Annotated in this window: 19 protein-coding genes and 3 pseudogenes; 12 read left to right on the top strand and 10 right to left on the bottom strand. The window is 44.4% G+C overall.

Annotated features, from left to right (window positions below; genetic code table 11):
- Positions 1–106 precede the first annotated feature (106 nt).
- The 3 genes from DXA15_RS08780 to DXA15_RS08770 all read left to right on the top strand — a co-directional run bounded on the left by DXA15_RS08780 (position 107) and on the right by DXA15_RS08770 (position 2,710).
- Positions 107–487 (top strand): HU family DNA-binding protein, encoded by a 381-nt coding sequence (locus DXA15_RS08780; RefSeq protein WP_128133790.1) that lies wholly within the window; start codon positions 107–109, stop codon positions 485–487.
- Positions 488–491: 4 nt separating this feature from the next.
- Complete coding sequence (locus DXA15_RS08775) at positions 492–2,291, top strand: DEAD/DEAH box helicase family protein (protein ID WP_046147542.1); 1,800 nt, start codon at positions 492–494, stop codon at positions 2,289–2,291.
- An 86-nt stretch (positions 2,292–2,377) separates the two neighbouring features.
- Positions 2,378–2,710 carry a hypothetical protein gene (locus DXA15_RS08770; protein WP_010800136.1) on the top strand — a complete coding sequence of 111 codons (333 nt, stop codon included), beginning with the start codon at positions 2,378–2,380 and terminating at the stop codon, positions 2,708–2,710.
- A gap of 516 nt (positions 2,711–3,226) precedes the next feature.
- Here DXA15_RS08770 and guaA (DXA15_RS08760) read toward each other — a convergent pair.
- Together guaA (DXA15_RS08760) and guaA (DXA15_RS08755) are read right to left on the bottom strand one after the other, a co-directional pair.
- A pseudogene (gene guaA / locus DXA15_RS08760) lies at positions 3,227–4,533 on the bottom strand (glutamine-hydrolyzing GMP synthase).
- A gap of 52 nt (positions 4,534–4,585) precedes the next feature.
- Positions 4,586–6,104 (bottom strand): annotated as a pseudogene (gene guaA / locus DXA15_RS08755) (glutamine-hydrolyzing GMP synthase).
- Positions 6,105–6,394: 290 nt separating this feature from the next.
- Between guaA (DXA15_RS08755) and DXA15_RS08750 the strand changes: the two are divergent.
- The 7 genes and pseudogenes from DXA15_RS08750 to DXA15_RS08720 all read left to right on the top strand — a co-directional run bounded on the left by DXA15_RS08750 (position 6,395) and on the right by DXA15_RS08720 (position 13,919).
- Positions 6,395–7,300: a hypothetical protein gene (locus DXA15_RS08750; RefSeq protein ID WP_128133789.1), complete on the top strand. Its 906-nt coding sequence runs from the start codon at positions 6,395–6,397 to the stop codon at positions 7,298–7,300.
- 3 nt (positions 7,301–7,303) lie between these two features.
- A complete protein-coding gene (locus DXA15_RS08745) occupies positions 7,304–7,897 on the top strand; it encodes a Crp/Fnr family transcriptional regulator (RefSeq protein WP_128133788.1) in 594 nt (197 codons plus the stop codon).
- A gap of 192 nt (positions 7,898–8,089) precedes the next feature.
- Entirely contained in the window at positions 8,090–9,481 is a 1,392-nt protein-coding gene (locus tag DXA15_RS08740) for a TolC family protein (protein ID WP_128133787.1), read from the top strand.
- A 21-nt stretch (positions 9,482–9,502) separates the two neighbouring features.
- Positions 9,503–10,515: pseudogene (locus DXA15_RS08735) on the top strand (HlyD family secretion protein).
- Positions 10,512–11,690 (top strand): ABC transporter permease, encoded by a 1,179-nt coding sequence (locus DXA15_RS08730; RefSeq protein WP_128133786.1) that lies wholly within the window; start codon positions 10,512–10,514, stop codon positions 11,688–11,690. The pseudogene DXA15_RS08735 and the gene DXA15_RS08730 overlap by 4 nt, the downstream one beginning before the upstream one ends.
- An 11-nt stretch (positions 11,691–11,701) precedes the next feature.
- A complete protein-coding gene (locus DXA15_RS08725; RefSeq protein WP_128133785.1) occupies positions 11,702–12,955 on the top strand; it encodes an ABC transporter permease in 1,254 nt (417 codons plus the stop codon).
- 97 nt (positions 12,956–13,052) lie between these two features.
- Positions 13,053–13,919, top strand: coding sequence for a sugar phosphate isomerase/epimerase (locus tag DXA15_RS08720; protein WP_128133784.1), 867 nt, complete (start codon positions 13,053–13,055; stop codon positions 13,917–13,919).
- Positions 13,920–14,004: 85 nt separating this feature from the next.
- On the opposite strand, the gene DXA15_RS08715 is transcribed toward DXA15_RS08720, so the two are convergent.
- Positions 14,005–14,733, bottom strand: coding sequence for an HAD-IA family hydrolase (locus tag DXA15_RS08715; RefSeq protein WP_128133783.1), 729 nt, complete (start codon positions 14,731–14,733; stop codon positions 14,005–14,007).
- Positions 14,734–14,851: 118 nt separating this feature from the next.
- Here DXA15_RS08715 and DXA15_RS08710 point away from each other — a divergent pair, with 118 nt between their 5' ends.
- On the top strand, positions 14,852–15,457 hold the full coding sequence (locus DXA15_RS08710) for a hypothetical protein (RefSeq protein ID WP_128133782.1): 606 nt from the start codon (positions 14,852–14,854) through the stop codon (positions 15,455–15,457).
- An 83-nt stretch (positions 15,458–15,540) separates the two neighbouring features.
- Here the strand turns inward: DXA15_RS08710 and DXA15_RS08705 are convergent, their stop codons facing one another.
- From DXA15_RS08705 to DXA15_RS08675, 7 genes are all read right to left on the bottom strand, one after another.
- Positions 15,541–16,884 carry a glucose-6-phosphate isomerase gene (locus DXA15_RS08705; protein WP_007657737.1) on the bottom strand — a complete coding sequence of 448 codons (1,344 nt, stop codon included), beginning with the start codon at positions 16,882–16,884 and terminating at the stop codon, positions 15,541–15,543.
- Between the two features lie 2 nt (positions 16,885–16,886).
- Positions 16,887–17,882: an NAD(P)H-dependent glycerol-3-phosphate dehydrogenase gene (locus tag DXA15_RS08700; protein ID WP_007657739.1), complete on the bottom strand. Its 996-nt coding sequence runs from the start codon at positions 17,880–17,882 to the stop codon at positions 16,887–16,889.
- Positions 17,883–17,893: 11 nt separating this feature from the next.
- Positions 17,894–19,624 carry a lysine--tRNA ligase gene (gene lysS / locus DXA15_RS08695; protein ID WP_128133781.1) on the bottom strand — a complete coding sequence of 577 codons (1,731 nt, stop codon included), beginning with the start codon at positions 19,622–19,624 and terminating at the stop codon, positions 17,894–17,896.
- An 83-nt stretch (positions 19,625–19,707) separates the two neighbouring features.
- Positions 19,708–20,307, bottom strand: a complete 600-nt coding sequence (gene nadD / locus DXA15_RS08690) for a nicotinate (nicotinamide) nucleotide adenylyltransferase (protein ID WP_128133780.1) — start codon at positions 20,305–20,307, stop codon at positions 19,708–19,710.
- Positions 20,289–20,468 (bottom strand): hypothetical protein, encoded by a 180-nt coding sequence (locus tag DXA15_RS08685; protein WP_128133779.1) that lies wholly within the window; start codon positions 20,466–20,468, stop codon positions 20,289–20,291. Before DXA15_RS08685 ends, nadD begins: the two co-directional genes overlap by 19 nt.
- Positions 20,465–21,034, bottom strand: a complete 570-nt coding sequence (gene gmk / locus DXA15_RS08680; RefSeq protein ID WP_007657745.1) for a guanylate kinase — start codon at positions 21,032–21,034, stop codon at positions 20,465–20,467. Before gmk ends, DXA15_RS08685 begins: the two co-directional genes overlap by 4 nt.
- A 1-nt stretch (position 21,035) precedes the next feature.
- Entirely contained in the window at positions 21,036–21,908 is an 873-nt protein-coding gene (locus DXA15_RS08675; protein WP_128133778.1) for a YicC/YloC family endoribonuclease, read from the bottom strand.
- A gap of 211 nt (positions 21,909–22,119) precedes the next feature.
- Between DXA15_RS08675 and tsaB the strand changes: the two genes are divergently transcribed.
- On the top strand, positions 22,120–22,815 hold the full coding sequence (gene tsaB, locus DXA15_RS08670) for a tRNA (adenosine(37)-N6)-threonylcarbamoyltransferase complex dimerization subunit type 1 TsaB (RefSeq protein ID WP_199676269.1): 696 nt from the start codon (positions 22,120–22,122) through the stop codon (positions 22,813–22,815).
- The last annotated feature ends 7 nt before the right edge of the window (positions 22,816–22,822 follow it).

Here is a 22,822-nt window from a genome sequence, read left to right as displayed (position 1 = left end):
TGACAATTCGGATAGCCGCCTTTTTTCATAACTAATTGCCGGGAACCGTCTTTTTCTCGATTATATATCCTATCTTTGGAAAAGTAACTTTAAGCAATACAAAACAATGGCTGTAAAATATAGACTACGCAAACGCCCGACCAATCTCTCCAAAGATATCGAAGATGGTTTCTATCCGCAGGTGATCCGTTCGGACAATGTCGATTCAAAAGGATTGGCTTCTTATGTGACCGGTGATCATGGATTCCGCAGTGCCGCCATGCTCGGAGCAATCGAACAAATCAAAGAAGGAATCATCAGCCTGCTGGAGGACGGCAACAGCGTGTCGATCAGCGGATTGGGAACATTTACTTTGACGGCACAGTCGAGGCTGGTGAAAGATCCCAAAGAGATACGTGCCGGATCTATCTCCGTGAAAGATGTCGTGTTTAAAGTTTCACCCGAACTCATGCAACGCCTGAAGTCTGTACAATTTGAAAGGGAATAATGTGATGATACGTACCGTTAAACTGGATATCCGGAAAGGGGAGTATCTGTCGGATGCCCTTCGCCGCCACGGAAAAGAAAATATACCGACACGGGTGATACTGAACAAGGTATTGCCCGGATTGGGAGCTACCTATTGCGAGATCATGTCTCCCCGTTCCTCTATTATCATCGAACCGAACGTGCCGGTGATCGTCGGGAAGATGGAGAAACATAAGAACCTGCTGGGTATTTACCGCGGTGTCAAGACCGATGAGGTGGCGCGCCATATCCGCAAATATCCCGGCTGCTGCAAGATCATGGTGACACCCGAAAGTTTCTGGAAGGTAAAGCAGGCGATGGAGGATGAAGGTGTCGATATGTATAAGGACTTTTTCATGTTGTTCGACGAATGCGAGAAGATTATCCAGGATAACGATTTCCGCGAGACGATAGAGGCGCCACTCGACGACTTTTTTCTTTTCCGGCAGATGGCATTTGTCAGTGCCACGCCAATCCTGCCCCGCGATCCGAGATTTGAGGAACATGGTTTCACCGAACTACGTATCGAGCCGGCTTATCCGTATCGCAAGCCGCTCCGTCTGATTACGACCAATAATGTGGTGGAAGCGTTGGCGGAAGTGCTGCCCGAATGTAAGAGTAAAGTTTGTATCTTCGTCAATTCCATCGATACGATCGAATCGCTTTATAAGGATATGGCGGAGTTGCAAAATTCTGCTACTTTTTGCAGTACCCAGGGCATTGCGAAGCTGAGGCATGTAAAAGACCGGAGCATGCATGACCGGATCGAAGAGTTGAAACGGTATAACTTCTTCACCAGCCGTTTCTTTTCGGCGGTCGATATTGATGTGCGATGTAAACCGGATATCATCCTGCTTTCCGACCTTTACGGAGCGGAGCAGTCGGTGATCGATCCGCGGACGGAAGCGATACAGATTGCCGGCCGTTTCCGTAACGGTTTTCGCAGCCTGACGCATATAACCAGTATCAAGCCTTCGCTGGAGGCAATGAATGCGTCGGAGGTGGACGAGTGGCTGGAGAGTGCCCGGCTGGCCATGACGGAGATCAGGGAAAAGAGTAAAAAGGATAAGCGGCGCGGATACCGGGAGACGTATATGGAGGCAGCCGTCAATCTTACCTATCAGCAGTATGTCTATCAGAATGGAAAGGATAATTATTTCCGGCAGGATAATTTCCGTGAGCAGGAACGGGTAAAGAGCTTGTACCGCTCGGCGGACAGTTTGTTCAATGCCTACCGGGATGTCCCGTTTTTTGAGGTGACGCATGAAGACAAACAATATCCGTTGACCGACAACGACCGTCTGGCCCGTCATCGGCAGACCAGTCGTAAACAGCGTCGTATATTTCTCCTCGAGCAGTTCGAACGGATCGCTTACCTGCGTTTCTCTCCCGACGAGAAAGACCAGGACCGTTACAGCCGTTACCTGGCGCGTATCCTTTCTTCCGAATACGATTGCATGTTCCATGAATGTTATCTCCGCAAAGGTGCTGATTATATCCGGAGCGTCGACTTCAAAGACAGCGAAATCAAACGGGCAGTAGAGGAAGCCGGTACCACTGTCTTCCGTAAAAAGCAGCAACTGAAGGAGATCGTGGAGAAGCAGTTCCGGGTAGGAGAGACCTATTCGCGTTCAGATTTGTCTGTAATCCTGACGGCTGCTTATCGCAAAGTCGGTCTGCCTGTTAATAAACGGGTGAGTGCTACGCAGTTAAAAGATTATTTCGAAATAAAAGAAGTGAATATTACTTCCGGACGTTTCCTGAAGATTGTTGGGAAAAAGTAGAGGGGAGAAGCTGGATTAAAAATTGTCAGACGTGTGAATAATAAAGGAATATCTCTATCTTTGTAAAGAAATAAATAGATTATAGCATGAAGAAAGCTAAACCATATTCACAGCCAGATCCAACAGTGGAAAATGTATCAGAGCCTGTTGCCGTTTATGTAAATGCTCGTGAGGCTATACTAAAAATGGAAGCAGTGGAAGCAATTATGGGCCTTCAGGGTGAGGAACTATTGGACAAAGCCTTGCGTTATTTGCGTGCTCTTAGTAATTCGGTTTCAGTGTGTGTTGAATTGGAAGAAGAGGAGACTTATATGGTACATGAATCTGTTATTGACGGTTTGAGAGAATTAGGAGAACGAAAAGCCGGGCATATCCAGGGCAAACAGAAAACTCTTCAGGATTTAATCGATGAACTTTAAAATCATACAATATCCGGAAGATACGTATGCGCATTTGTTCTAAGAATAAGGGAAAAAGTGGAGGTGCCAGGGTTATTACTTATTTAATAAAAACATCTTTAGATGAAGGTGTAATCAATTTGGTTACTATTTATGATAAAAGTGATCGGGAGTCTATATCCATAAAGGAGATAAACTCATTATTAGTGAAATGTAACCTGCTTTGATCTTTATTGGAGTGATATAAAAATTACAAATGTTAATTATGACAAACTCGAGAGCGAAAGTAGGTACTTTTTACCCCTGGTTGTAAGCTGTTTTCTTTGTAATCTCCTGGAAATGAGCTATGACAAACTTTTTGCTGCCCCCTATAAAACAAAGAAAATATATTTGTCATTACAAGGCTATGAATGATTGTCTATATCGGATAATATTCGTTCGATTGTTTTTTGTAGAGGAGGAAGGTTGCTATAAATAATATAAAAAGGAGTTGCATTCCTTGACACAACTCCTTTTCATATTATTAAATCCTATATCTTATTCCCACTCAATAGTCGCATTGGGTTTCGGAGACATGTCGTAGCAAACGCGGTTTACGTTCTTTACTTCTTTCAGGATACGGTCGGTGATTTTCATCAGGATAGGCCAGTCTACCGGTTCGATGGTGGCTGTCATGGCGTCTACGGTGTTGACAGCGCGGATGATAACAGGCCAGTCGAAAGAACGGGCATTATCCCGTACGCCAACCGATTTGAAATCAGGAACAACAGTGAAATATTGCCATACCTTCTTGTCCAATCCGGCAAGCTGGAACTCTTCGCGTAAGATGGCATCAGCTTCACGAACGGCTTCCAGTCTGTCACGGGTGATAGCTCCCAGACAACGTACACCTAGTCCGGGACCAGGGAACGGCTGACGGTAAACCATTTCATAAGGCAAGCCCAGTTCCAGACCGCAGGCACGAACCTCGTCTTTGAATAACTGACGCAGCGGTTCAACCAGTTCGAACTTCAGGTCTTCGGGCAGACCGCCTACATTGTGATGAGATTTTACCATCTTGGCAGTCTTTGTACCGCTTTCCACGATATCCGGATAGATCGTACCTTGTGCTAAGAAATCGATACCATCCAGTTGACGAGCTTCCTCTTCGAAAACACGAATAAATTCGCCACCGATAATCTTACGTTTTTCTTCCGGATCGGCAACTCCTGCCAGTTTATCCAGAAAACGGTCGGTAACATCTTTATATATCAGGTTCGCATTCAACTGATTTTTGAATACTTCCACTACATCTTCCGATTCACCTTTGCGCATCAGACCATGGTTTACATGTACGCAAACCAGTTTATCGCCGATCGCTTTCAGAAGCAAGGCAGCCACAACGGAACTGTCAACTCCGCCTGACAGGGCCAGCAGGACTTTCTTATCGCCTACCTGACGTCTGACAAGTTCGATCTGGTCGTTGACAAAGTTTGTCATATTCCAGTTTGCTTCCGCTTTGCAGGTGTCGAAAACGAAAGATTTCACAGCCGCTTTGATAGCTTCTATATCGTCGTGAATTCACCCAGTTTTACTTCACATAATGCTTTGTTGTGGCCGGCAGCCATTACGGGGATACCCAGCGAGTAAATACCCGGATTTACATCGATGGCAATACCGTCGATCACATTGTTCGGACCACCGTTGATGATAATACCTTTTACGTTCGGCAGTGCTTTCAGTTCCTCTACTGTGATGTCGTGAGGATAAATTTCACTGTAAACACCCAATGCACGGATTGCTCTTGCCAATACCGTATTTTCATGACTTCCCAGGTCTAAAATAACGATCATATCTTGTTTCATCGTATTCCTCCTAAAATTATTAAGTTAATTAGATTATCCTTCTTGTGATTTTTTATTCCCACTCTATAGTTGCTGGTGGCTTGGAACTGATGTCGTACACAACGCGGTTCACACCTTTTACCTTATTGATGATCTCGTTGGATACTTTTGCCAGAAACTCGTAAGGCAGTTGTGCCCAGTCGGCTGTCATGGCATCGGTAGAAGTTACGGCACGCAGGGCAACGGTATTTTCATAGGTACGTTCGTCACCCATAACACCGACCGACTGGATAGGAAGCAGGATGACTCCGGCTTGCCAGATCTTGTCGTATAAACCCCATTCGCGCATCAGCGACATATAAATATCATCGGCATCCTGAAGGATACGTACTTTTTCCGGCGTGATATCGCCTAAGATACGGATACCCAGACCAGGACCGGGGAACGGATGGCGTTTGATCAGATGCGGCTGCATACCCAGTTCGATACCGACACGGCGAACCTCATCCTTGAAAAGAAGGCGAAGCGGCTCAACCAGTTTCAGCTTCATCGTATCAGGCAGTCCGCCTACATTATGATGACTCTTGATGACTGTTCCGGTGATGGATAAAGACTCGATAACGTCTGGATAGATCGTACCTTGTCCCAGCCATTTGATATCTTTCAGCTTATGAGCTTCTTCATCGAACACGTCGATGAACCTTGCCGATGATCTTACGTTTTTGTTCCGGCTCGGTAACTCCCGCTAATGCTTTATAGAATTTATCTTTTGCGTTTACTCCGATCACGTTCAACCCCAGGTGTTCGTAATCTTTCATTACGTTTTCGAACTCATTCTTACGCAGCAAACCATGGTCTACGAAGATACAGGTCAGGTTTTTGCCGATCGCCTTGTTCAGCAATACAGCTGTAACGGAAGAGTCTACGCCGCCCGATAAGGCCAGAATCACTTTATCGTTACCCAATTGCTCTTTCAGTTCTGCAACCGTCGATTCGATGAAAGAAGCCGGTGTCCAGTCTTTGGCGCATCCGCAGATATTCAGGAAATTGTCTAATAACTTTGTACCGTCTGTAGAGTGGAATACTTCCGGATGGAACTGTACGCCCCAGGTCTGTTCGCCTTCTACATGATAAGCTGCCGCTTTTACATCGTCGGTGCTGGCGATCACTTTGAAGTTATCCGGCAATACAGTGATTGTATCTCCATGAGACATCCAGATCTGAGAGCCGGTGTCGATGCCTTTCAATAGAGGATCTTCATTATTAATGTAGGATAGATTGGCTCGTCCGTATTCACGTGAGTTGGCCGGTTCTACATTGCCTCCGGATGTATAAGCCAGAAACTGAGCCCCGTAACAAATACCTAAAACCGGATACTTTCCACGAATCTCGCTCAGGTCTGCCTTGAAAGCATTTTCGTCGTAAACGGAGTAAGGACTTCCTGAAAGGATTACCCCTTTCACATCGGTTGCATCATGCGGAAATTTGTTGTAGGGAAGGATCTCGCAATACATGTTTAACTCTCTGACCCTGCGGCCAATCAATTGAGTTGTTTGCGAGCCGAAATCAAGAATAATAAGTTTCTCGTGCATGCAGTGTTATTATTTAATTGAGTGGCGCAAAGGTAGTAATTTTATTTAGAAAATTGGTAAGGCACTTCCTATATATAGGTGAATCTGCCGGACGATTTCAATATATTTCTTATGATTTCACAAAAGTTTCAATTAGATAGAATCTTTGTTTCTCTGATATGAAACTATAATGGCATCATATTGGTTGAAAAGAATGATTTAGTTCTTAAAAAATGTATAAACAGACAGGATATGTTTTAATACATCTGATTAAACATTACCTTTGTACGTTCATTTTTAGAAGGAACCGTATGGATACAGAAAAGAAAGAAACGAAGGAAATAAATAAACTCTCATTATTAATCATGGCGGTAGTCGTGTTGATACTGATTATCGCTGGTGCAGGTTACTATATTTATCAGCAGAAACAGCAGATGAATGATTTGGTTGAGGCTTATGACCTGGATAAGCAAACGCTTGAAGATGAGTTTAATGAGTTGTCTATGCAATATGAAGGATATGAATTCAAGGTAGGCAATGACTCCCTGATGAACCTGTTATCCACAGAACAGGCAAAGGTTCAGCGCCTGATGGAAGAACTCCGTACGGTGAAGGCGACAAATACCAAAGAAATTGCCCGTTTGAAGAAAGAACTGGAAACGCTTCGTAAGATCATGCGTAATTATGTTGTTCAGATCGACTCTTTGAACAGAGCGAACGAACAGTTGCAGGTAGAAAAGAAAGAAGCCGTTCAGAAATACCAGCGTGCCACATCACAAGCTGCTACCCTGAAGAAAGAAAAAGAAAAATTATCCGAACGTGTTACTATGGCAAGCCGCCTGGATGCTACCGGTATCACGGTTACTCCGGTCAATTCGCGTGGAAAGCTGGCAAAGAAGATCAAACGTATGGAACGTTTCGTAGTCGATTTCCGCATCGCAAAGAATATTACCGCTCCCGTTGGTGAGAAGACTGTATATGTACGTATTATGAAACCGGACGATGATGTGCTGGTAAAGAGCCGTGCCGATGTTTTCCCCTTTGAAGGAAAGGATATCAACTACTCGATGAAGAAACTGATCGAATATGACGGGGAAGAATATCCCGTTACCATGTATTGGGATATCGAAGAATTCCTTTCTCCGGGAACTTACCGTGTAGATATTTTTATTGACGGAAACCTGATCGGAAAGAGAAACTTCACGTTGGAAGATTAACGAATGGAAACAGACGACCACTTAGCGAAGCTTTTAGCGGATCTCCCGGAATCTCTGGCCCGCGACGAAGTTTTTGTGAGTGAACTGAAGAATATCACTACAGTGGTTGCTGTCGATAAAGGGGATTACCTGCTTCGTACCGGTGAGATTTGCCAGGATGCCTACTTCATCAATAAAGGACTATTCATTAATTTATATGTAAGCGAAAAAGGCGATGAATGCGTAACCGGCTTTTCATCCGACTATCAATATCCTTTTCTGTCCGCTATCGGTTATTTTACCCAGGCACCTTCCGAGTTCGAGATTAAGGCGCTCGAAGCCGGTGAACTGCTAAAACTATCGCGCACCCATATCGAAGACCTTTCTCTGCGTTATCCGTTATTTGCATCGTATTACCAGAATGCGATGCTGACTATCATATCAAAACTTTATTCTATGTTTGCCATCCGCCAGTCGTGCACGGCTGAAGAATTTATCAAATACCTTTACAATCACTACATGTGGATTATGCAGCGTGTACCCGACAAATATATTGCCCAATATATGGGAATCAGCAATGCTTGGTACTGCAAGCTGAAAAAGCGCATCTTTAATTGAATTAATTCAATTTTATATTTAAACTAAACCAGTACTTTTGCACCGATAAATCGTACTTTTGTTTGTGTACGAAGAATATAGGTTTGTCGAATATAAACAATAGGAGATAACCGGTTGTTTTTTATTTAGATAAAGGTGATAAGTTGTTTTAGTGGTTAAAATAAAGTCTCCGGATGAAAAAACAATAAAAAGATGAAACGGATTATTGTATTAGTAGGATTGTTGGTCTGTTCTGGTTATGCAAGTTCCCAACAGACTTTGACATTGGAAGAATGTCGAAACTTAGCTATTCAGAATAATAAGGAATTACAGATGTCCGGCGAAAAGGTAAAGGCGGCCAATGAAGAACGCAAAGCGGCTTTTACTAAATATTTTCCGCAGCTTTCCGCCATGGGAGGATATATGTGGAATCAGAAAGATATCAATCTGCTGGATATGGACGCTTTGAGTGCCAAACTCGGTTCCGCCCTGGGACCGCTTGCCCAACTTCCTGTTTTCGGACAACTAATGGGAGGAATTGACGATGTGCAACATCTGGATGTGCAGAATATCTGGGTGGGAGGCGTTTCGCTGGTTCAACCGGTCTTTATGGGAGGAAAAATTGTCTCCTATAATCAGATTACCAAATATGCCCGTGAATTGGCCGAATCGATGAACGACCTCCAGTTGCAGGAAGTCATTTATAAAACCGATGAAACTTACTGGCAGGTGATTTCGCTGGTCAATAAGAAAAAGCTGGCCGACGCGTATGTCGGGTTACTCCGGAAGATGGACAGTGACGTGACAGCCATGATTGCCGAAGGAGTTGCCACCCAGGCAGACGGACTGTCGGTAAAGGTAAAGCTGAATGAGGCGGAAATGGCGCAGACGAAAGTGGATAACGGTCTGGCTTTGTCGCGTATGCTGCTCTCCCAGATTTGCGGTTTACCATTGGATGAACCTTTGGCGCTGGCAGATGAAAATATAGAGAACTTCCCCGTCCATTCCAGTGACGCTACCGCAAATGTGAATGAAGCGTTTGCTAACCGCGATGAGCTGAAAAGCCTAGAACTGGCAGCTAAGATTTATCAGAAGAAAGAACGGATAGTCTTGGCGGACATGTTACCCAATGTGGCTTTGTCGGCAAACTATCTGGTAACGAACCCGAATGCTTTCAATGGGTTTAAGAATGAATTTGCCGGAATGTTTAATGTCGGTGTGATGATGAAAGTACCTTTGTCCGGTTGGTGGGAGGGTACTTATAAAAGGAACTCCGCCCGTGCTGAAACACGTATCCAGATGTTGCAACTGATGGAAGCCCGTGAAAAGGTCGAGTTGCAGGTCAATCAATCCGTTTATAAAGTGAATGAAGCCAATAAGAAACTGACCGCTTCTTCACGGAATATGGAGAATGCGGAGGAGAACCTTCGCCATGCCAATCTGGGTTTTGAAGAAGGTGTTATTCCGGCCTTAAACCTGATGGAAGCTCAAACGGCTTGGGTATCGGCGCGTTCCAGTCTGATTGACGCTCAGATAGAAGTGAAATTAACGGAAGTTTACCTGTCGAAGGCAATGGGTAAACTGTCGATAGATAAACAGAAGTAATAACAATAAAAATATACAAAGATGAACGAGAATAAAAAGTTTTCGATCAGCAACATGATGTTGGCATTTATCACGGTATTGGTCGTGATTGGATTAGTCGCATTGACCGGTTTCTTTTTGCTTACTCCTCCCGACGATATTATTATGGGGCAGGCTGAAGCCAATCAGGTTCGTATTTCCGGAAAAGTACCCGGACGAATCGAAATGTATCGTTTTGATGAAGGAGATAAGGTAAAAGCCGGTGATACATTGGTGTATCTGAATACACCGGAAGTTCTGGCAAAACTGCAACAGGCGGAGGCCGTTCAAAAGGCTGCCGAAGCACAGAATGCCAAAGCGATCAAAGGAGCCCGTGCACAGGAAATAGCCGGTGCTTACGAGATGTGGCAGAAGGCGCAAGCAGGTTTGGAGATTGCCAAAAAATCATATACCCGTGTTCAGAACTTATATGACAAGGGAGTCATGTCTGCTCAGAAAAGAGATGAGGCCGAGGCAAACTATAAAGCGATGGTCGCTACCGAAAAAGCGGCTAAGTCGCAGTATGATATGGCTCGGGATGGTGCCCGTTCGGAAGATAAGGCTGCTGCGGCTGCCTGGTTCAACAGGCCGGCGGTGCTGTTGCCGAAGTGGAATCTTATTTGAAAGAGTCGGCTTTGGTTTCACCTATCGACGGAGAGGTATCCGAACGTTTCCCACAAGTGGGAGAATTGGTCGGTACAGGTGCACCGATTATGAATATCACTGACCTGAACGATATGTGGGTGTCATTCAGTGTTCGTGAAGACCTGTTGAAGGATATCAAGATCGGTTCGGAACTGAATGCTTTTATTCCGGCACTCGACAATAAGCCGGTAAAGCTGAAAGTATATTATATGAAGGACATGGGTTCGTATGCCGCCTGGAAAGCTACAAAGACAACCGGACAATTCGATTCGAAGACCTTTGAAGTCCGTGCCCGTCCGCAGGAAAAAATAGCAGACTTACGTCCCGGGATGTCTGTCGTAATGAAGAAAAAAGGAAACGAAATATTATGACATTGAAGCAGAGTTTACATAGTATCTGGAATGTGGCGAAGCGGGAGATACACCGGCTGACATCGAAGCCGATCTATTTCTTCTGTATGCTGATCGCTCCGGCTCTCTGTGTCGTCTTCTTCCTGTCACTGATGCAAGATGGCTTGCCAACCAATCTGCCGATTGCCGTGGTCGATATGGATGGTTCAGCCACTTCCCGTAACCTGATCCGGCAGTTGGATGCTTTTGAACAGACGGAGGTTGTTTATAAGACCGCTACGTTCGATGATGCACGCCGGGAGATGCAAAAAGGAAACATATACGGTATTTTTTATATACCGAAGAACTTTGCAGTGGAGGCAACAACGGGAAAACAACCTACATTGTCTTTCTATACGAACGGTACTTATCTGATTGCAGCCTCCCTGCTTTTTAGGGATATGAAGACCATGTCTGTCCTGGCTGGCGCTTCGGTCGGCTTGCAGACCGGACTGGCGAAAGGATATACGACCGACCAGATTATGGGACAGCTTCAGCCGGTAGTAGTGGATACTCATGCGATCGGTAATCCCTGGCTGAACTATTCCGTCTATCTGAATAATACGATTTTGCCGGGCGTGCTTCAGTTGATGATCTTCCTGGTGACGGTGTTCAGCATCGGTACAGAGATAAAATATTCGACCGCCCGCCAGTGGTTGCAGACGGGAGGGAACTCATTGACGACCAGTCTGCTGGGAAAATTACTCCCGCAAACTGTTATTTTCACCATTGTGGCGTTGATGTGTTGTGCCGCTTTGTACGGTTTCAATGCTTTTCCGCTGAATAGTGGTTGGATGCCGATGATATCGGCAATGATCCTGTTGGTGCTGGCTTCGCAGGCTGTCGGTGTGTTTATGATCGGCGTGTTGCCAACTTTGCGTTTGGGATTGAGTTTTGCCAGTTTGTTCGGTATGATTGCTTTCTCTATTGTTGGATTTTCTTTTCCCGTGTTAGGGATGGATCCGACTTTGCAGGCATTGAGCGACCTGTTCCCGCTTCGTCACTATTTTCTGATTTATGTGGATCAGGCGTTGAACGGCAGGGATTTGTTCTATTCATGGAGTGAATATGTCTGGTTGGCTGGCTTCCTTATCTTACCGTTCTTGATAGGAAAGAATCTGAAGAATGCGTTGCTGTACTTTAAGTATATTCCGTAAAACTGAAAGTAATGAAAAGAGAACATCGTTTACGATATATAATCAAAGAAGGTATACTGGATACCTTTTTTATCTGGAAGGATGAATTGAAGAACGTCTTCAAGGATTCGGGAGTCATGATCTTTTTCTTTCTGGTCCCATTCATCTATCCGCTTTTGTATGCGTTTATCTATAACAATGAGGTGGTTCACAATGCCAAGATGGTGGTGGTGGACCAGTCGGATTCTTATCTGAGTCGCGAATATATCCGTAAAGTAGATGCAACGGCAGATGTAAAGGTTGTTGCCGTCTGTTCGGATATGGAAGAGGCAAAACGGATGATGGATGCGAAAGAAGCATACGGAATCCTGTATTTCCCCAGTGAGTTCAGCAAAAATATACATAAAGGAAAGCAGGCGACAGTTTCGCTTTATTGTGATATGAGTGCTTTGTTGTTTTATAAAGCCTTCTTGTTGGCAACGACTGAAGTTTCGCTCGAGATAGGAAAAGAACTGCGGGCGCAGAATAATCCGTCGTCGACGATAGAACAGGAAAAGATAACGATCAATCCTATTCCGTATGAATCGGTAGCCTTGTTCAATTCGCAGAACGGGTTTGCCAGCTTCCTTGTGCCGGCTATCCTTATTCTGGTTATCCAGCAGACGCTTATTCTGGGTATCGGTATGTTGGGAGGAACGGCACGCGAAAAGAACCGTTTCCACAGTTTGGTTCCGGTAAGCCGTCATTTTAATGGAACGTTGCGTATCGTGTTCGGCAAGTCGCTTACTTATATATTGTTATATATAGTCGTTTGTATCTGGGCATTAGGGGTGGTTCCGAAATTATTTTCATTGCCGCAGGTGGGAGAGCCGTGGACTGTTATGTTGTTTGTTCTGCCTTATCTGTTCGCGTCCATCTTTTTGTCGATGACTTTGTCCGGTTTTATGACAAGCCGTGAGTCGCCGATGCTGGTCTTTGTCTTTACTTCGGTCATTCTGTTGTTTATCTCCGGCGTGTCCTGGCCTAAAGAGGCAATACCTCCGTTCTGGAAAGCGGTCGGTTATCTGTTCCCCTCCACATCGGGAATACAGGGATTTATCCGTATCAATACGGCAGGAGCCTCCTTGAATGAAGTGGCTCACGAATACCATACGCTTTGGATACAGGCCGGTATCTATTTTATTACAGCCTGTGCTATTTACAGGTATCAGATTATGCGTAGCCGAAAATTGATAATAAAACAATATCGATACATGAAGATGCAGCGAATGTTAAGGCAAAAGTAATTTATCTTTTCATTGATTTTAACGAAATAATGTTAGAATCCATCGAATATAGTCTTACTTTTGTACAAATTCTCAATCAAACTTAATTTTTAGTACTATGCAGAACAGACGTGACTTTTTAAAGCAAGCCTCAATGTTGCTTGCAGGAGGTTTAGTTGCACCTCAGTTGTTATCTTCTTGTGCCGAAAAGAAACATATCGGTTTACAGTTATATTCTTTGAGAGACCTTGTAAAAGATGAAGGCATTCAAAAGGTGTTGGAAACAGCGTCTAAAATAGGATATACCAATCTGGAAACAGCCGGTTATGACAATGGTAAAATTTATGGTTTAGCTCCTGCTGAATTTAAGAAAATGTGTAACGACCTGGGTATGAAATGTACCAGCGCCCATCTGGGACAGGAGTTTACTAAAGAAAAGGAAGCGGAAGTAATGAGTTGGTGGGATAAGGCGATTGCCGCTCACAACGAATTAGGGGTTAAATATATGGTTCAGCCCTGGATGCCGGTAAACGATCAGACTACTTTGGATGACTTGAAGATGTATTGCGATTATTTCAATACGGTTGGTTATAAGACTGCCGCTGCCAGTATCGCATTCGGTTATCATAACCATGCTTTCGAATTCCGTAAAATCGACGATAAGTTGATTTACGACTTCCTGTTGGATAACGTAAGTCCGAATCACGTATTCTTCCAGATGGACGTTTATTGGGTAAAAGAAGGTGGTGCAGATCCTGTTGCCTATCTAAAATCCCGTCCGAGCCAGTTCAAGACAATCCATATTAAGGATGACATGGAAATCGGTGCCAGCGGTAAGATTGACTTCAAACCGATCTTCGACCAGATGTATGCAAACAATGTAAGAGACTGGTACGTTGAAGTGGAACAATATACAAACAATGATCCTGTAGCCAGCTGTAAAGAAAGTTTCGACTTCCTGAACAAGGCGGAGTATGTAAAGTAAACGATTATAAGATAATTATTCATAGCAAAAGCGATACTTACGGTTTTCTGTAGGTATCGCTTTATTTTTTATATGGAAATAGAATCTATCCTATACACCTCATAATATTATCCCAGTCTTTTGCCAGGCTTGCCATATCCGGATATAGTAAATCGGCGCCTGCATCCAATAACACCTTGTCGGGGAGGGGACCGGTATTGACTGCAATCGTGAAGATGCCTGCTGCAACACCGGCTTCGACACCCATCGGGGCGTTTTCTACGACAAATGCTTCGTTGGCACGGACTCCGGCTTTTTGCAAGCCCATCAGATAAGGTTCGGGATGAGGTTTGCCGTATTTTACGTCAAAAGCCGTAACCATCTTTTCGCGGGTAAAACAGCCGGGATAGGTATGTTCTAACTTGTTAATCAGGCTGTGCTGGCCGGAGCCGGTCACGACTAATGTTTGTAGTCCGGTCGCTTTAACGGCAGCCAGTACTTCTGCGGCGCCTGTCATTGCTTTACCATCATTATATTTATTGAAAAGTGTTGCTTTCTCTTCATATAGTTCCCGTTTTTCCTCATCGGTCGCATCACGCTGAAAGGTACGTTGGTACAATTCGTTGATCGTACTGTCACCGGTACGGCCTTCAAACATGTAAAAGTCTTCCTCTTTAGCCTGGAGCTGATGATGTATCGCTGTTTCGTTCCAGGCACGGGCATGAAAACGCATGGAGTCGTATAAGACACCATCCATATCGAAAAGTACAGCTTTGGGAGAAAGAGAGTTTTGCTTAGTCCTAAGCAGATAGCGGTTGATAGCTTCTTGTATCATTTTATTTATATCCTTAATAATCTTTGCAAAGTTACGAAATTTCTTATACTTATTTCCTATCTTTGATGTGAACAACCCGTAAAACTGGGTATGGTAATAACAATAAAAACTGATGAGTATGAAGAAGATTTTACTAGTATTAGCGATGATGCTGTTCGTTGTCTGCTTTCAGAGCAAGGCCCAGGACTGGACCGACTTGCAGCATGAAGTTTCTTTGAGTTATGGTGGTCTTCCGGCAGCTGACCTGTTGCATCATTATGAGAATTACTTTGACCCTTCTGCCGAATCGGTCAATTTATATGATGATAAAGGTAAGTTTGGTGCATTGAATATCAGTTATATCTTTTATCCGGATGAAGAATGGGGAATCGGGTTGGTTTATTCTTATACAAACAGCGATAAGCGTATTATTGCCAATGAGAAGATTGTCGGCGATTTCGTAAGTTCTTTTCATTCCATCTGTCCCTCATTTAAGTATAACTGGTATAATTATAACTTTATTACATTATATTCCCGTTTGAATGCAGGTGTAGCCATTGCAACAGCTAAAGCCTCTTTTATAAACGACGAGAACAAACCGGATGAAGAAACAAAGGTTAAGGCATTTTTTATGTATCAGGTTTCTCCTATCGGTATCGAATTAGGACGCCAGATTGCAGGTTTTGTAGAAGTCGGCTTCGGCCACATGGGAACGGCAATGGCGGGGATACGGTATAGAATGTAAAATCAGTTGACAGTTGACAGTTAGGCTTCGCGAAACCACTCGGCTGAAAGCCGAAATAACTGTCAACTGTTATCTGTCAACTATTATAGTTTTTTGCGGATTGCTTCGCTTTCCTTTTCATATCCCGGCTTGTTCAGCAGCGCGAACATGTTCTTTTTGTATGCTTCGACACCCGGTTGGTCGAACGGATTAACGCCCAGCATATAACCACTGATTCCACAGGCTTTCTCGAAGAAGTAGAACAACTGGCCGATGTAATAAGCATTTACTTCCGGCATCGTGATTTTGATGTTTGGAACACCACCGTCTACGTGTGCCAGCTGAGTACCCAGTTCTGCCATCTTATTTACTTCGTCTACACGTTTTCCGGCAAGGAAGTTCAGACCGTCCAGGTTGGCTTCGTCTGTCGGGACTTCAACTTTGTGTGAAGGAGTTTCAACAGAGATGACTGTTTCGAAGATGATGCGTTCGCCTTCCTGAATCCATTGGCCCATTGAGTGAAGGTCGGTTGTCAGGTCGACAGAAGCCGGGAAAATACCTTTTCCGTCTTTACCTTCGCTTTCGCCGTACAGCTGTTTCCACCATTCGCCGATGTAATGAAGTTTCGGATGGAAGTTGGCAAGGATTTCAATCTTCTTGCCGCTCTTATATAATTCGTTGCGGGTTGCTGCATAGATAGCCGACAGGTTTTCATTGAAAGGAATTTCAATACCTGTAGCCTTCTCCATAGATACGGCACCGGCAACCAGGTCGCGGATACTGATACCTGCCACTGCAATAGGCAGCAAACCGACCGGAGTCAGTACGGAGAAACGTCCGCCTACATTATCAGGAATGATAAATGTCTTGTAACCTTCCTGGTCTGCCAATGTGCGAAGGGCACCTCTTTTGGCATCAGTAATGGCAACAATACGATGTTTTGCTTCTTCCTTGCCGACTGCATCTTCCAGTTGCTTCTTCAGCATACGGAATGCCAGGGCAGGCTCTGTTGTTGTTCCCGATTTGGATATGTTAATCAGACCGAATTGTTTACCTTTCAGTATTTCACACAGTTCATACAGATAATCTTCACCGATATTCTGTCCGGCATAGAGAACAACCGGGTTCTTACGGTCAGACTGCAACCAGTCGAAGCTGTTGTTCAATGCTTCGACAACGGCTTTTGTGCCGAGATAGCTTCCGCCGATACCGATGGCAACGACAACTTCACATTTAGAACGAAGCACGTTGGCCGTGTTCTCGATGTCTGTTAATTCGGCATCCGTGATAGAAGAGGGGAGATGTAACCAACCCAGAAAATCGTTACCAGCTCCGTTTCCGTTATGTAAAGTGGCAATACATTCGTTTGCCTTGGCTTCCTGTGCGTAAACCTGTTCTTTTGTAACAGCGCCCAGTGCTTTGTCAATGTTAATACTGATGTTTTTCATACCTACTTAAATGTTTCTGTCAACTGCCGTATAACGGTAGTCGGCGATTTTCTTTCATATAATATATCGTATAAGGCGTCCAGAATCGGCATGTTTACCTTATACTTTTCATTTATCTCGTGGATACATTTGGTTCCGTAATATCCTTCGGCAATCATTTCCATTTCCAGTTGGGCAATCTTGACGGAATATCCTTTTCCAATCATCGTCCCGAACGTACGGTTACGGCTGAAACGGGAATAAGCTGTCACCAGCAGGTCTCCCAGATAAACAGAGTCGGTTACGTCGCGTTCCAGGCTGTGTACGGAATTGAGGAAATTACGCATTTCTTCGATTGCATTACAGATAAATACTGCCAGGAAGTTGTCTCCATATTTCATCCCGTGACAGATACCGGCAACAATCGCATATACATTCTTTAAAACAGAAGCATATTCTATTCCTCTAACATCTTTACAACAATAGTTGTTCAGATATTGATTCTGGAATACATGGGCGACGGCACGTGCATTATCGATATTGGAACAGGCTAATGTAATATAGGAAAGACGTTCGAGCGCAATCTCTTCCGCATGACACGGACCGCCGATTACTGCGATGTTTTCCATAGGAACATTATAATATTCCGTGAAATAGTCGGCAATCAGCATGTTCTCGTCCGGTACAATCCCCTTGATGGCCGAGATGATGAATTTGTCATTCAGCGGGGTCGTCACCTTCATTAAATGTTGTTTCAGGAACGGAGATGGAGTCGCAAAGATTAGCGTATCGGAATCGCTAATCGCATCGTTTATATCCGTGTAGAATTTTATTTTGTCCGTATCGAACTTTACGGCAGACAGATAACTGGGGTTATGTCCTGTCTTTAAAAAGTCGTCAACCTGGTCCTGCCGGCGCATATACCAGTTAATACTATCCTGTGTAGAAAGTACAATCTTGGCTAAGGCGGTAGCCCAGCTACCACCTCCCATTATTGCAATTTTACCGGGTAATTTCATAGCATTCCCTTTTATTTGGCTGCGTTGGCAATCCATGCTTCCACTTCTTCGGCCGCAGGATTTTGCAGTTCCAGCTTATACTTCTTGTTCATCTCACAAAGTTCCTGGCGCAGCTTGTTAGGGTTCACCTCTTTCAGCGTGTCGACAGTCAGATAACCGGCTTTCTGTAATGCCGGAATCCAGGCTTCATCGATACCTAATGCTACGTATTTATCGACAGCATCTTTCTTTACTGTTTTTTCCGGACGCATCTGCGGGAAGAACAATACTTCCTGAATAGTAGTCTGGCCGGTCATCAACATGACCAAACGGTCGATACCGATACCGATACCGGATGTAGGAGGCATACCGAATTGCAGTGCGCGCAAGAAGTCCTGGTCGATGAACATCGCTTCGTCGTCCCCTTTTTCGCTCAACTTCAACTGATCCTTGAAACGTTCTTCCTGGTCGATCGGGTCGTTCAGCTCGCTGTAAGCGTTTGCCAGCTCTTTTCCGTTCACCATCAATTCGAAACGTTCAGTCAATCCCGGTTTGCTGCGGTGCATTTTGGTCAGCGGGCTCATTTCAACCGGATAGTCGATAATGAATGTCGGTTGGATAAATGTACCTTCACAGAATTCTCCGAAGATTTCATCGATCAACTTGCCTTTACCCATTGTTTCGTCGATCTCCATCTTCAATTCTTTACAAATTGAACGGATTTCATCTTCGTTCTTGCCTTCCAGGTCGTAGCCGGTCTTTTCCTTAATGGCTTCCAGGATAGGTAAGCGACGGAAAGGAGCCTTGAAGCTGATGGTCTTGCCGTCGACAACGGTTTCGCATGTACCGTTGACAGCCATACATATTTTTTCCAGCAGTTGCTCCGTGAAACTCATCATCCAGTTGTAATCCTTATATTGGACATACAATTCCATGCAGGTAAATTCCGGGTTGTGCGTCCGGTCCATACCTTCGTTACGGAAGTTTTTCCCGATTTCGTAAACCCCTTCGAAACCGCCGACGATCAGTCTTTTCAGATACAGTTCGGTAGCGATACGCAGATAAAGGTCAATATCTAATGAGTTATGATGCGTGATAAACGGACGTGCACTTGCACCACCGGCGATAGACTGAAGGATCGGAGTTTCTACTTCCGTATATCCGGCTTCGTCGAGTACGGCGCGCATTGTTTTGATCACTTTTGCACGTTTCATGAAAATATCCTTTACGCCATCGTTTACGATCAGGTCGATGTAACGCTGACGGTAACGCAGTTCGGGATCGTTAAATCCGTCATAAGCTACGCCGTCTTTGTATTTAACGATAGGCAGCGGTCTGAGTGATTTGGATAATACCGTTAATTCCTGTGCATGGACGGAGATTTCACCCATTTGCGTACGGAATACAAAACCTTTGATTCCTACAATGTCTCCGATATCGAGCAGCTTCTTGAAAACGACGTTATATAAATCTTTGTCTTCACCCGGGCAGATATCATCACGGGAAATATATACCTGTATTCTGCCTTCCGAATCCTGCAACTCCATGAATGAAGCCTTACCCATAATACGGCGGCTCATGATACGGCCTGCAATAGTTACAGGACGAGGTTCTGCATCGTCTTTAAAAGATGCCTTTATTTCATTGGAATATGCGTTTGTTACGTACTCAGCAGCGGGATACGGTTCTATCCCCATTTGGCGCAATTGCTCCATGCTATTGCGTCTTATGATTTCCTGTTCACTCAGTTCTAATAGATTCATTACGCTATTATTTTGTATAATACGGTGCAAAAGTACAAAACTTTTCTCACTTATTGGATAAAAGTGAGTAGTAGTTTACTTAATTATATATTAGAAAAGCACTTATGGTTACGTATTGCTTCCGGCAAGAAGAAGCGTACATCTTTGCCGGCTTTCAGTGATTCGCGTATAAATGTGGAGGATATTTCCATCAGCGGGGCATCAACTTTACGGATGTCGGGAAGGTTGCCGGGAATGTTGATTTCGTATCCTTTGCGTGGATAAATCAGGATAGGATAGTTGGTGATTAACGTTTCCGATTCTTTCCAGCGATTGATTAACGACCAGTTGTCGGCCCCCATTATAAAATGAAATTCGCGGTCGGGATATGTACGGTCGAGGATACGTAAGGTGTCGATCGTGTAAGTCGGTTGGGGGAGCGTAAACTCGATATCGCTGGCACGGAATTTGGTATATCCGGCAATGGCAGCTTCGACCAGTTCGAGCCGGAGCCGGTCATCCATCAGGTCGTCGCGTTTCTTCAGCGGGTTATGAGGCGTGATAACAAACCAGAGTTCGTCCAACCCCGCAAACTCACACAGCCAGTTGGCCAGGGCCAAATGACCGATGTGAACCGGGTTGAAAGAACCGGAAAAGATTCCGGTTTTCAGTTTGTTGTTTTCCTTTACCGTTGTTTCTTCCACATTATAAAGTTGAATGCCTGTACGCCGAATACGAGTCCGGTTGCAAATGCAATGAGATATTCTTTATAAATGAGGCCTGCAATGCAGGTTCCCAATGCCGCGATTCCGGTCAGTACGAAAATATATCCCCATTTACGTGATAATTGTCTGTTGTTATTCATTCTTTAGACAGAAAATCCTTTATTACTTCCACTGCTTCGGCCTGTGCTGTCGCAAGGTCGTCGTTTACGATGCAGACATCGAAATGAGGAATAAATCCCAGTTCGAATTCCGCTTTTGCGATACGGCTGTCGATCACTTCGGGAGCATCCGTTCCACGACCTTCCAGACGTTCACGCAGATGGGCGATGCTGGGCGGCTGGATGAATACTGAAAGAGCACGGTCACCATAAAACTTTTTGATGTTGCATCCGCCGACAACGTCCACATCGAATATGACGTTGTTGCCTTCGTTCAGTTGGCGTTCCACTTCACTTTTCAATGTGCCGTAGTATTTATCGGTATATACTTCCTCATATTCCAGAAAATCACCGGCAGCGATACGGGCCCGGAATTCGTCGGGAGTCAGGAAATAATATTCCACACCGTTCTGTTCTGTTCCGCGCGGTGCACGGCTTGTTGCCGAGATAGAGAAATGCAGGTTCAGGTTCTGTTTTAACAGATGATTGATGATGGTTGATTTACCTGAGCCTGACGGGGCGGAGAATATAATTAATTTACCAGCCATATTATAATACGTTTAGTACCTGTTCCTTGATTTGTTCCAGTTCGTCTTTCATCTGAACAACAATTTTCTGCATTTCCGCATGGTTGCTTTTCGAACCGAGCGTGTTGATTTCGCGTCCCATTTCCTGAGCGATGAAACCGAGCTTCTTTCCCTGTCCGTGTCCGTCTTTCATCGTACTGATAAAATATTTCAGATGGTTGTCGAGACGGTTCTTTTCTTCGTTCACATCCAGTTTTTCGATGTAATAGATCATTTCCTGCTCGAAGCGGTTCTTGTCGTAATCCTGGTTGGCTACCTTTTCGAGGTTGTCCATGATACGGCCTTTGATCTTTTCGATGCGTTCGCCTTCATATTCTTCCACTTCGGTCAGCAGGCGGGCGATATTACCGATTTTGTCTTCAAATAGCTTTTGCAGCATGGCTCCTTCCTGGATACGGAAGTCACAAAGATGTTTGATAGCCTCTTTTACCGCCTTGAAGACAACTTCCCATTCGCTTTCGTCTACTTCTACAATTTCAGATTTGATAACGTCCGGCATTTTTAGTAATGTCTGGAACCAGTCAGCCGGAAGTGCAATATTCAGTTTTTCTGCTATATCCTTGATCTGGCTGTAATAACTTTCAAAAGCGGTAAGGTTGATCTGAGTAGGAGTATCTTTTCCTATATATTCGATATAAATGCTGAAATCGACCTTACCCCGTTCAAGCGACTGAAGCAGCTGGCTACGGATTTGCATTTCCTTGTCTTTGTAGATAGAAGGGATGCGGGTTGATAAATCCAGTTGTTTGCTGTTGAGTGCTTTTATTTCTACGGTTACCTTTTTTGAAGGAAGTTCGGCTGTAACCTTACCGAATCCAGTCATTGATTGTATCATTGTTCTAAAAATTTGTGCAAAGATAGCTTATTCAGTTGACAGTTGACAGTTGACGGTTGACAATTATTTGGCTCTATGTATAAAAAGTTCGTTATTTTCTCATTCGTATAAAGACGTTTTTGTACTTTTGCGACCAATTAATCCGGTTGATGAACAGCGGAGTTCTATTGAAAAATATCTGTCACTTGTCAACCGTCAACTGTCAACTATTATGTCTTGTATTTTAAATATTGAAACATCGACCTCGGTGTGTTCCGTCGCTTTATCGGCTGATGGTGAGGTGCTTTTTGAAAAGAGTTCATTTGAAGGTCCGTCGCATGCCGCCTTGCTGGGTGTTTATGTGGAAGAGGCTATTGCAGTAACCAAAGAAAAAGGATTGAAGCTGGATGCAGTAGCAGTCAGCAGTGGTCCGGGATCTTATACCGGATTGCGTATCGGCGTATCGGTAGCCAAAGGTTTGTGTTTCGGTTACGGCATACCTCTGATCAGTATCCCTACGCTGGAAGTGTTGGCTGTTGCCGCATTGGGACAGCAAAATAATGCATCCGACTGTTTGTATTGCGCCATGCTCGATGCCCGTCGGATGGAGGTGTATGCAGCTATCTATGATGTTAATTTGAAGACGGTTCGCGAAACGTCTGCTGATATTGTAGATGCAGAAACTTATGCTTCCTGGCTGGAAAAAGGGAAAGTTTGTTTCTTTGGGAACGGTGCCGCCAAATGCCGGGAGGTGATTACTTCTCCGAATGCTCTCTTTATCGATAACATCCACCCGTTGGCTGTTAATATGGTAACCTTGTCTGAAAAAGCATTTGCCGGAAACAAGTTTGAGGATGTCGCTTATTTCGAGCCGTTTTACCTGAAAGAATTTCAGGCAACAATCGCTAAGAATAAGGTGTTGGGATGATAGCGTT

This window comes from Parabacteroides sp. AM58-2XD, from assembly GCF_003463685.1.
Classification (GTDB): domain Bacteria; phylum Bacteroidota; class Bacteroidia; order Bacteroidales; family Tannerellaceae; genus Parabacteroides; species Parabacteroides segnis.
This window is presented reverse-complemented; position numbering and strand designations above follow the sequence as displayed.

Excerpts from the sequence above, each read along its gene's own strand:
- DXA15_RS08750 (WP_128133789.1), top strand. The coding sequence starts at position 6,395 with ATGGATACAGAAAAGAAAGAAACGAAGGAAATAAATAAACTCTCATTA.
- gmk (WP_007657745.1), bottom strand. The coding sequence starts at position 21,034 with ATGGCTGGTAAATTAATTATATTCTCCGCCCCGTCAGGCTCAGGTAAA.
- DXA15_RS08730 (WP_128133786.1), top strand. The coding sequence starts at position 10,512 with ATGACATTGAAGCAGAGTTTACATAGTATCTGGAATGTGGCGAAGCGG.
- tsaB (WP_199676269.1), top strand. The coding sequence starts at position 22,120 with ATGTCTTGTATTTTAAATATTGAAACATCGACCTCGGTGTGTTCCGTC.
- DXA15_RS08720 (WP_128133784.1), top strand. The coding sequence starts at position 13,053 with ATGCAGAACAGACGTGACTTTTTAAAGCAAGCCTCAATGTTGCTTGCA.
- DXA15_RS08710 (WP_128133782.1), top strand. The coding sequence starts at position 14,852 with ATGAAGAAGATTTTACTAGTATTAGCGATGATGCTGTTCGTTGTCTGC.
- DXA15_RS08740 (WP_128133787.1), top strand. The coding sequence starts at position 8,090 with ATGAAACGGATTATTGTATTAGTAGGATTGTTGGTCTGTTCTGGTTAT.
- lysS (WP_128133781.1), bottom strand. The coding sequence starts at position 19,624 with ATGAATCTATTAGAACTGAGTGAACAGGAAATCATAAGACGCAATAGC.
- DXA15_RS08705 (WP_007657737.1), bottom strand. The coding sequence starts at position 16,884 with ATGAAAAACATCAGTATTAACATTGACAAAGCACTGGGCGCTGTTACA.
- DXA15_RS08745 (WP_128133788.1), top strand. The coding sequence starts at position 7,304 with ATGGAAACAGACGACCACTTAGCGAAGCTTTTAGCGGATCTCCCGGAA.
- DXA15_RS08700 (WP_007657739.1), bottom strand. The coding sequence starts at position 17,882 with ATGAAATTACCCGGTAAAATTGCAATAATGGGAGGTGGTAGCTGGGCT.
- DXA15_RS08685 (WP_128133779.1), bottom strand. The coding sequence starts at position 20,468 with ATGAATAACAACAGACAATTATCACGTAAATGGGGATATATTTTCGTA.
- DXA15_RS08715 (WP_128133783.1), bottom strand. The coding sequence starts at position 14,733 with ATGATACAAGAAGCTATCAACCGCTATCTGCTTAGGACTAAGCAAAAC.
- DXA15_RS08725 (WP_128133785.1), top strand. The coding sequence starts at position 11,702 with ATGAAAAGAGAACATCGTTTACGATATATAATCAAAGAAGGTATACTG.
- DXA15_RS08775 (WP_046147542.1), top strand. The coding sequence starts at position 492 with ATGATACGTACCGTTAAACTGGATATCCGGAAAGGGGAGTATCTGTCG.
- DXA15_RS08770 (WP_010800136.1), top strand. The coding sequence starts at position 2,378 with ATGAAGAAAGCTAAACCATATTCACAGCCAGATCCAACAGTGGAAAAT.
- DXA15_RS08780 (WP_128133790.1), top strand. The coding sequence starts at position 107 with ATGGCTGTAAAATATAGACTACGCAAACGCCCGACCAATCTCTCCAAA.
- DXA15_RS08675 (WP_128133778.1), bottom strand. The coding sequence starts at position 21,908 with ATGATACAATCAATGACTGGATTCGGTAAGGTTACAGCCGAACTTCCT.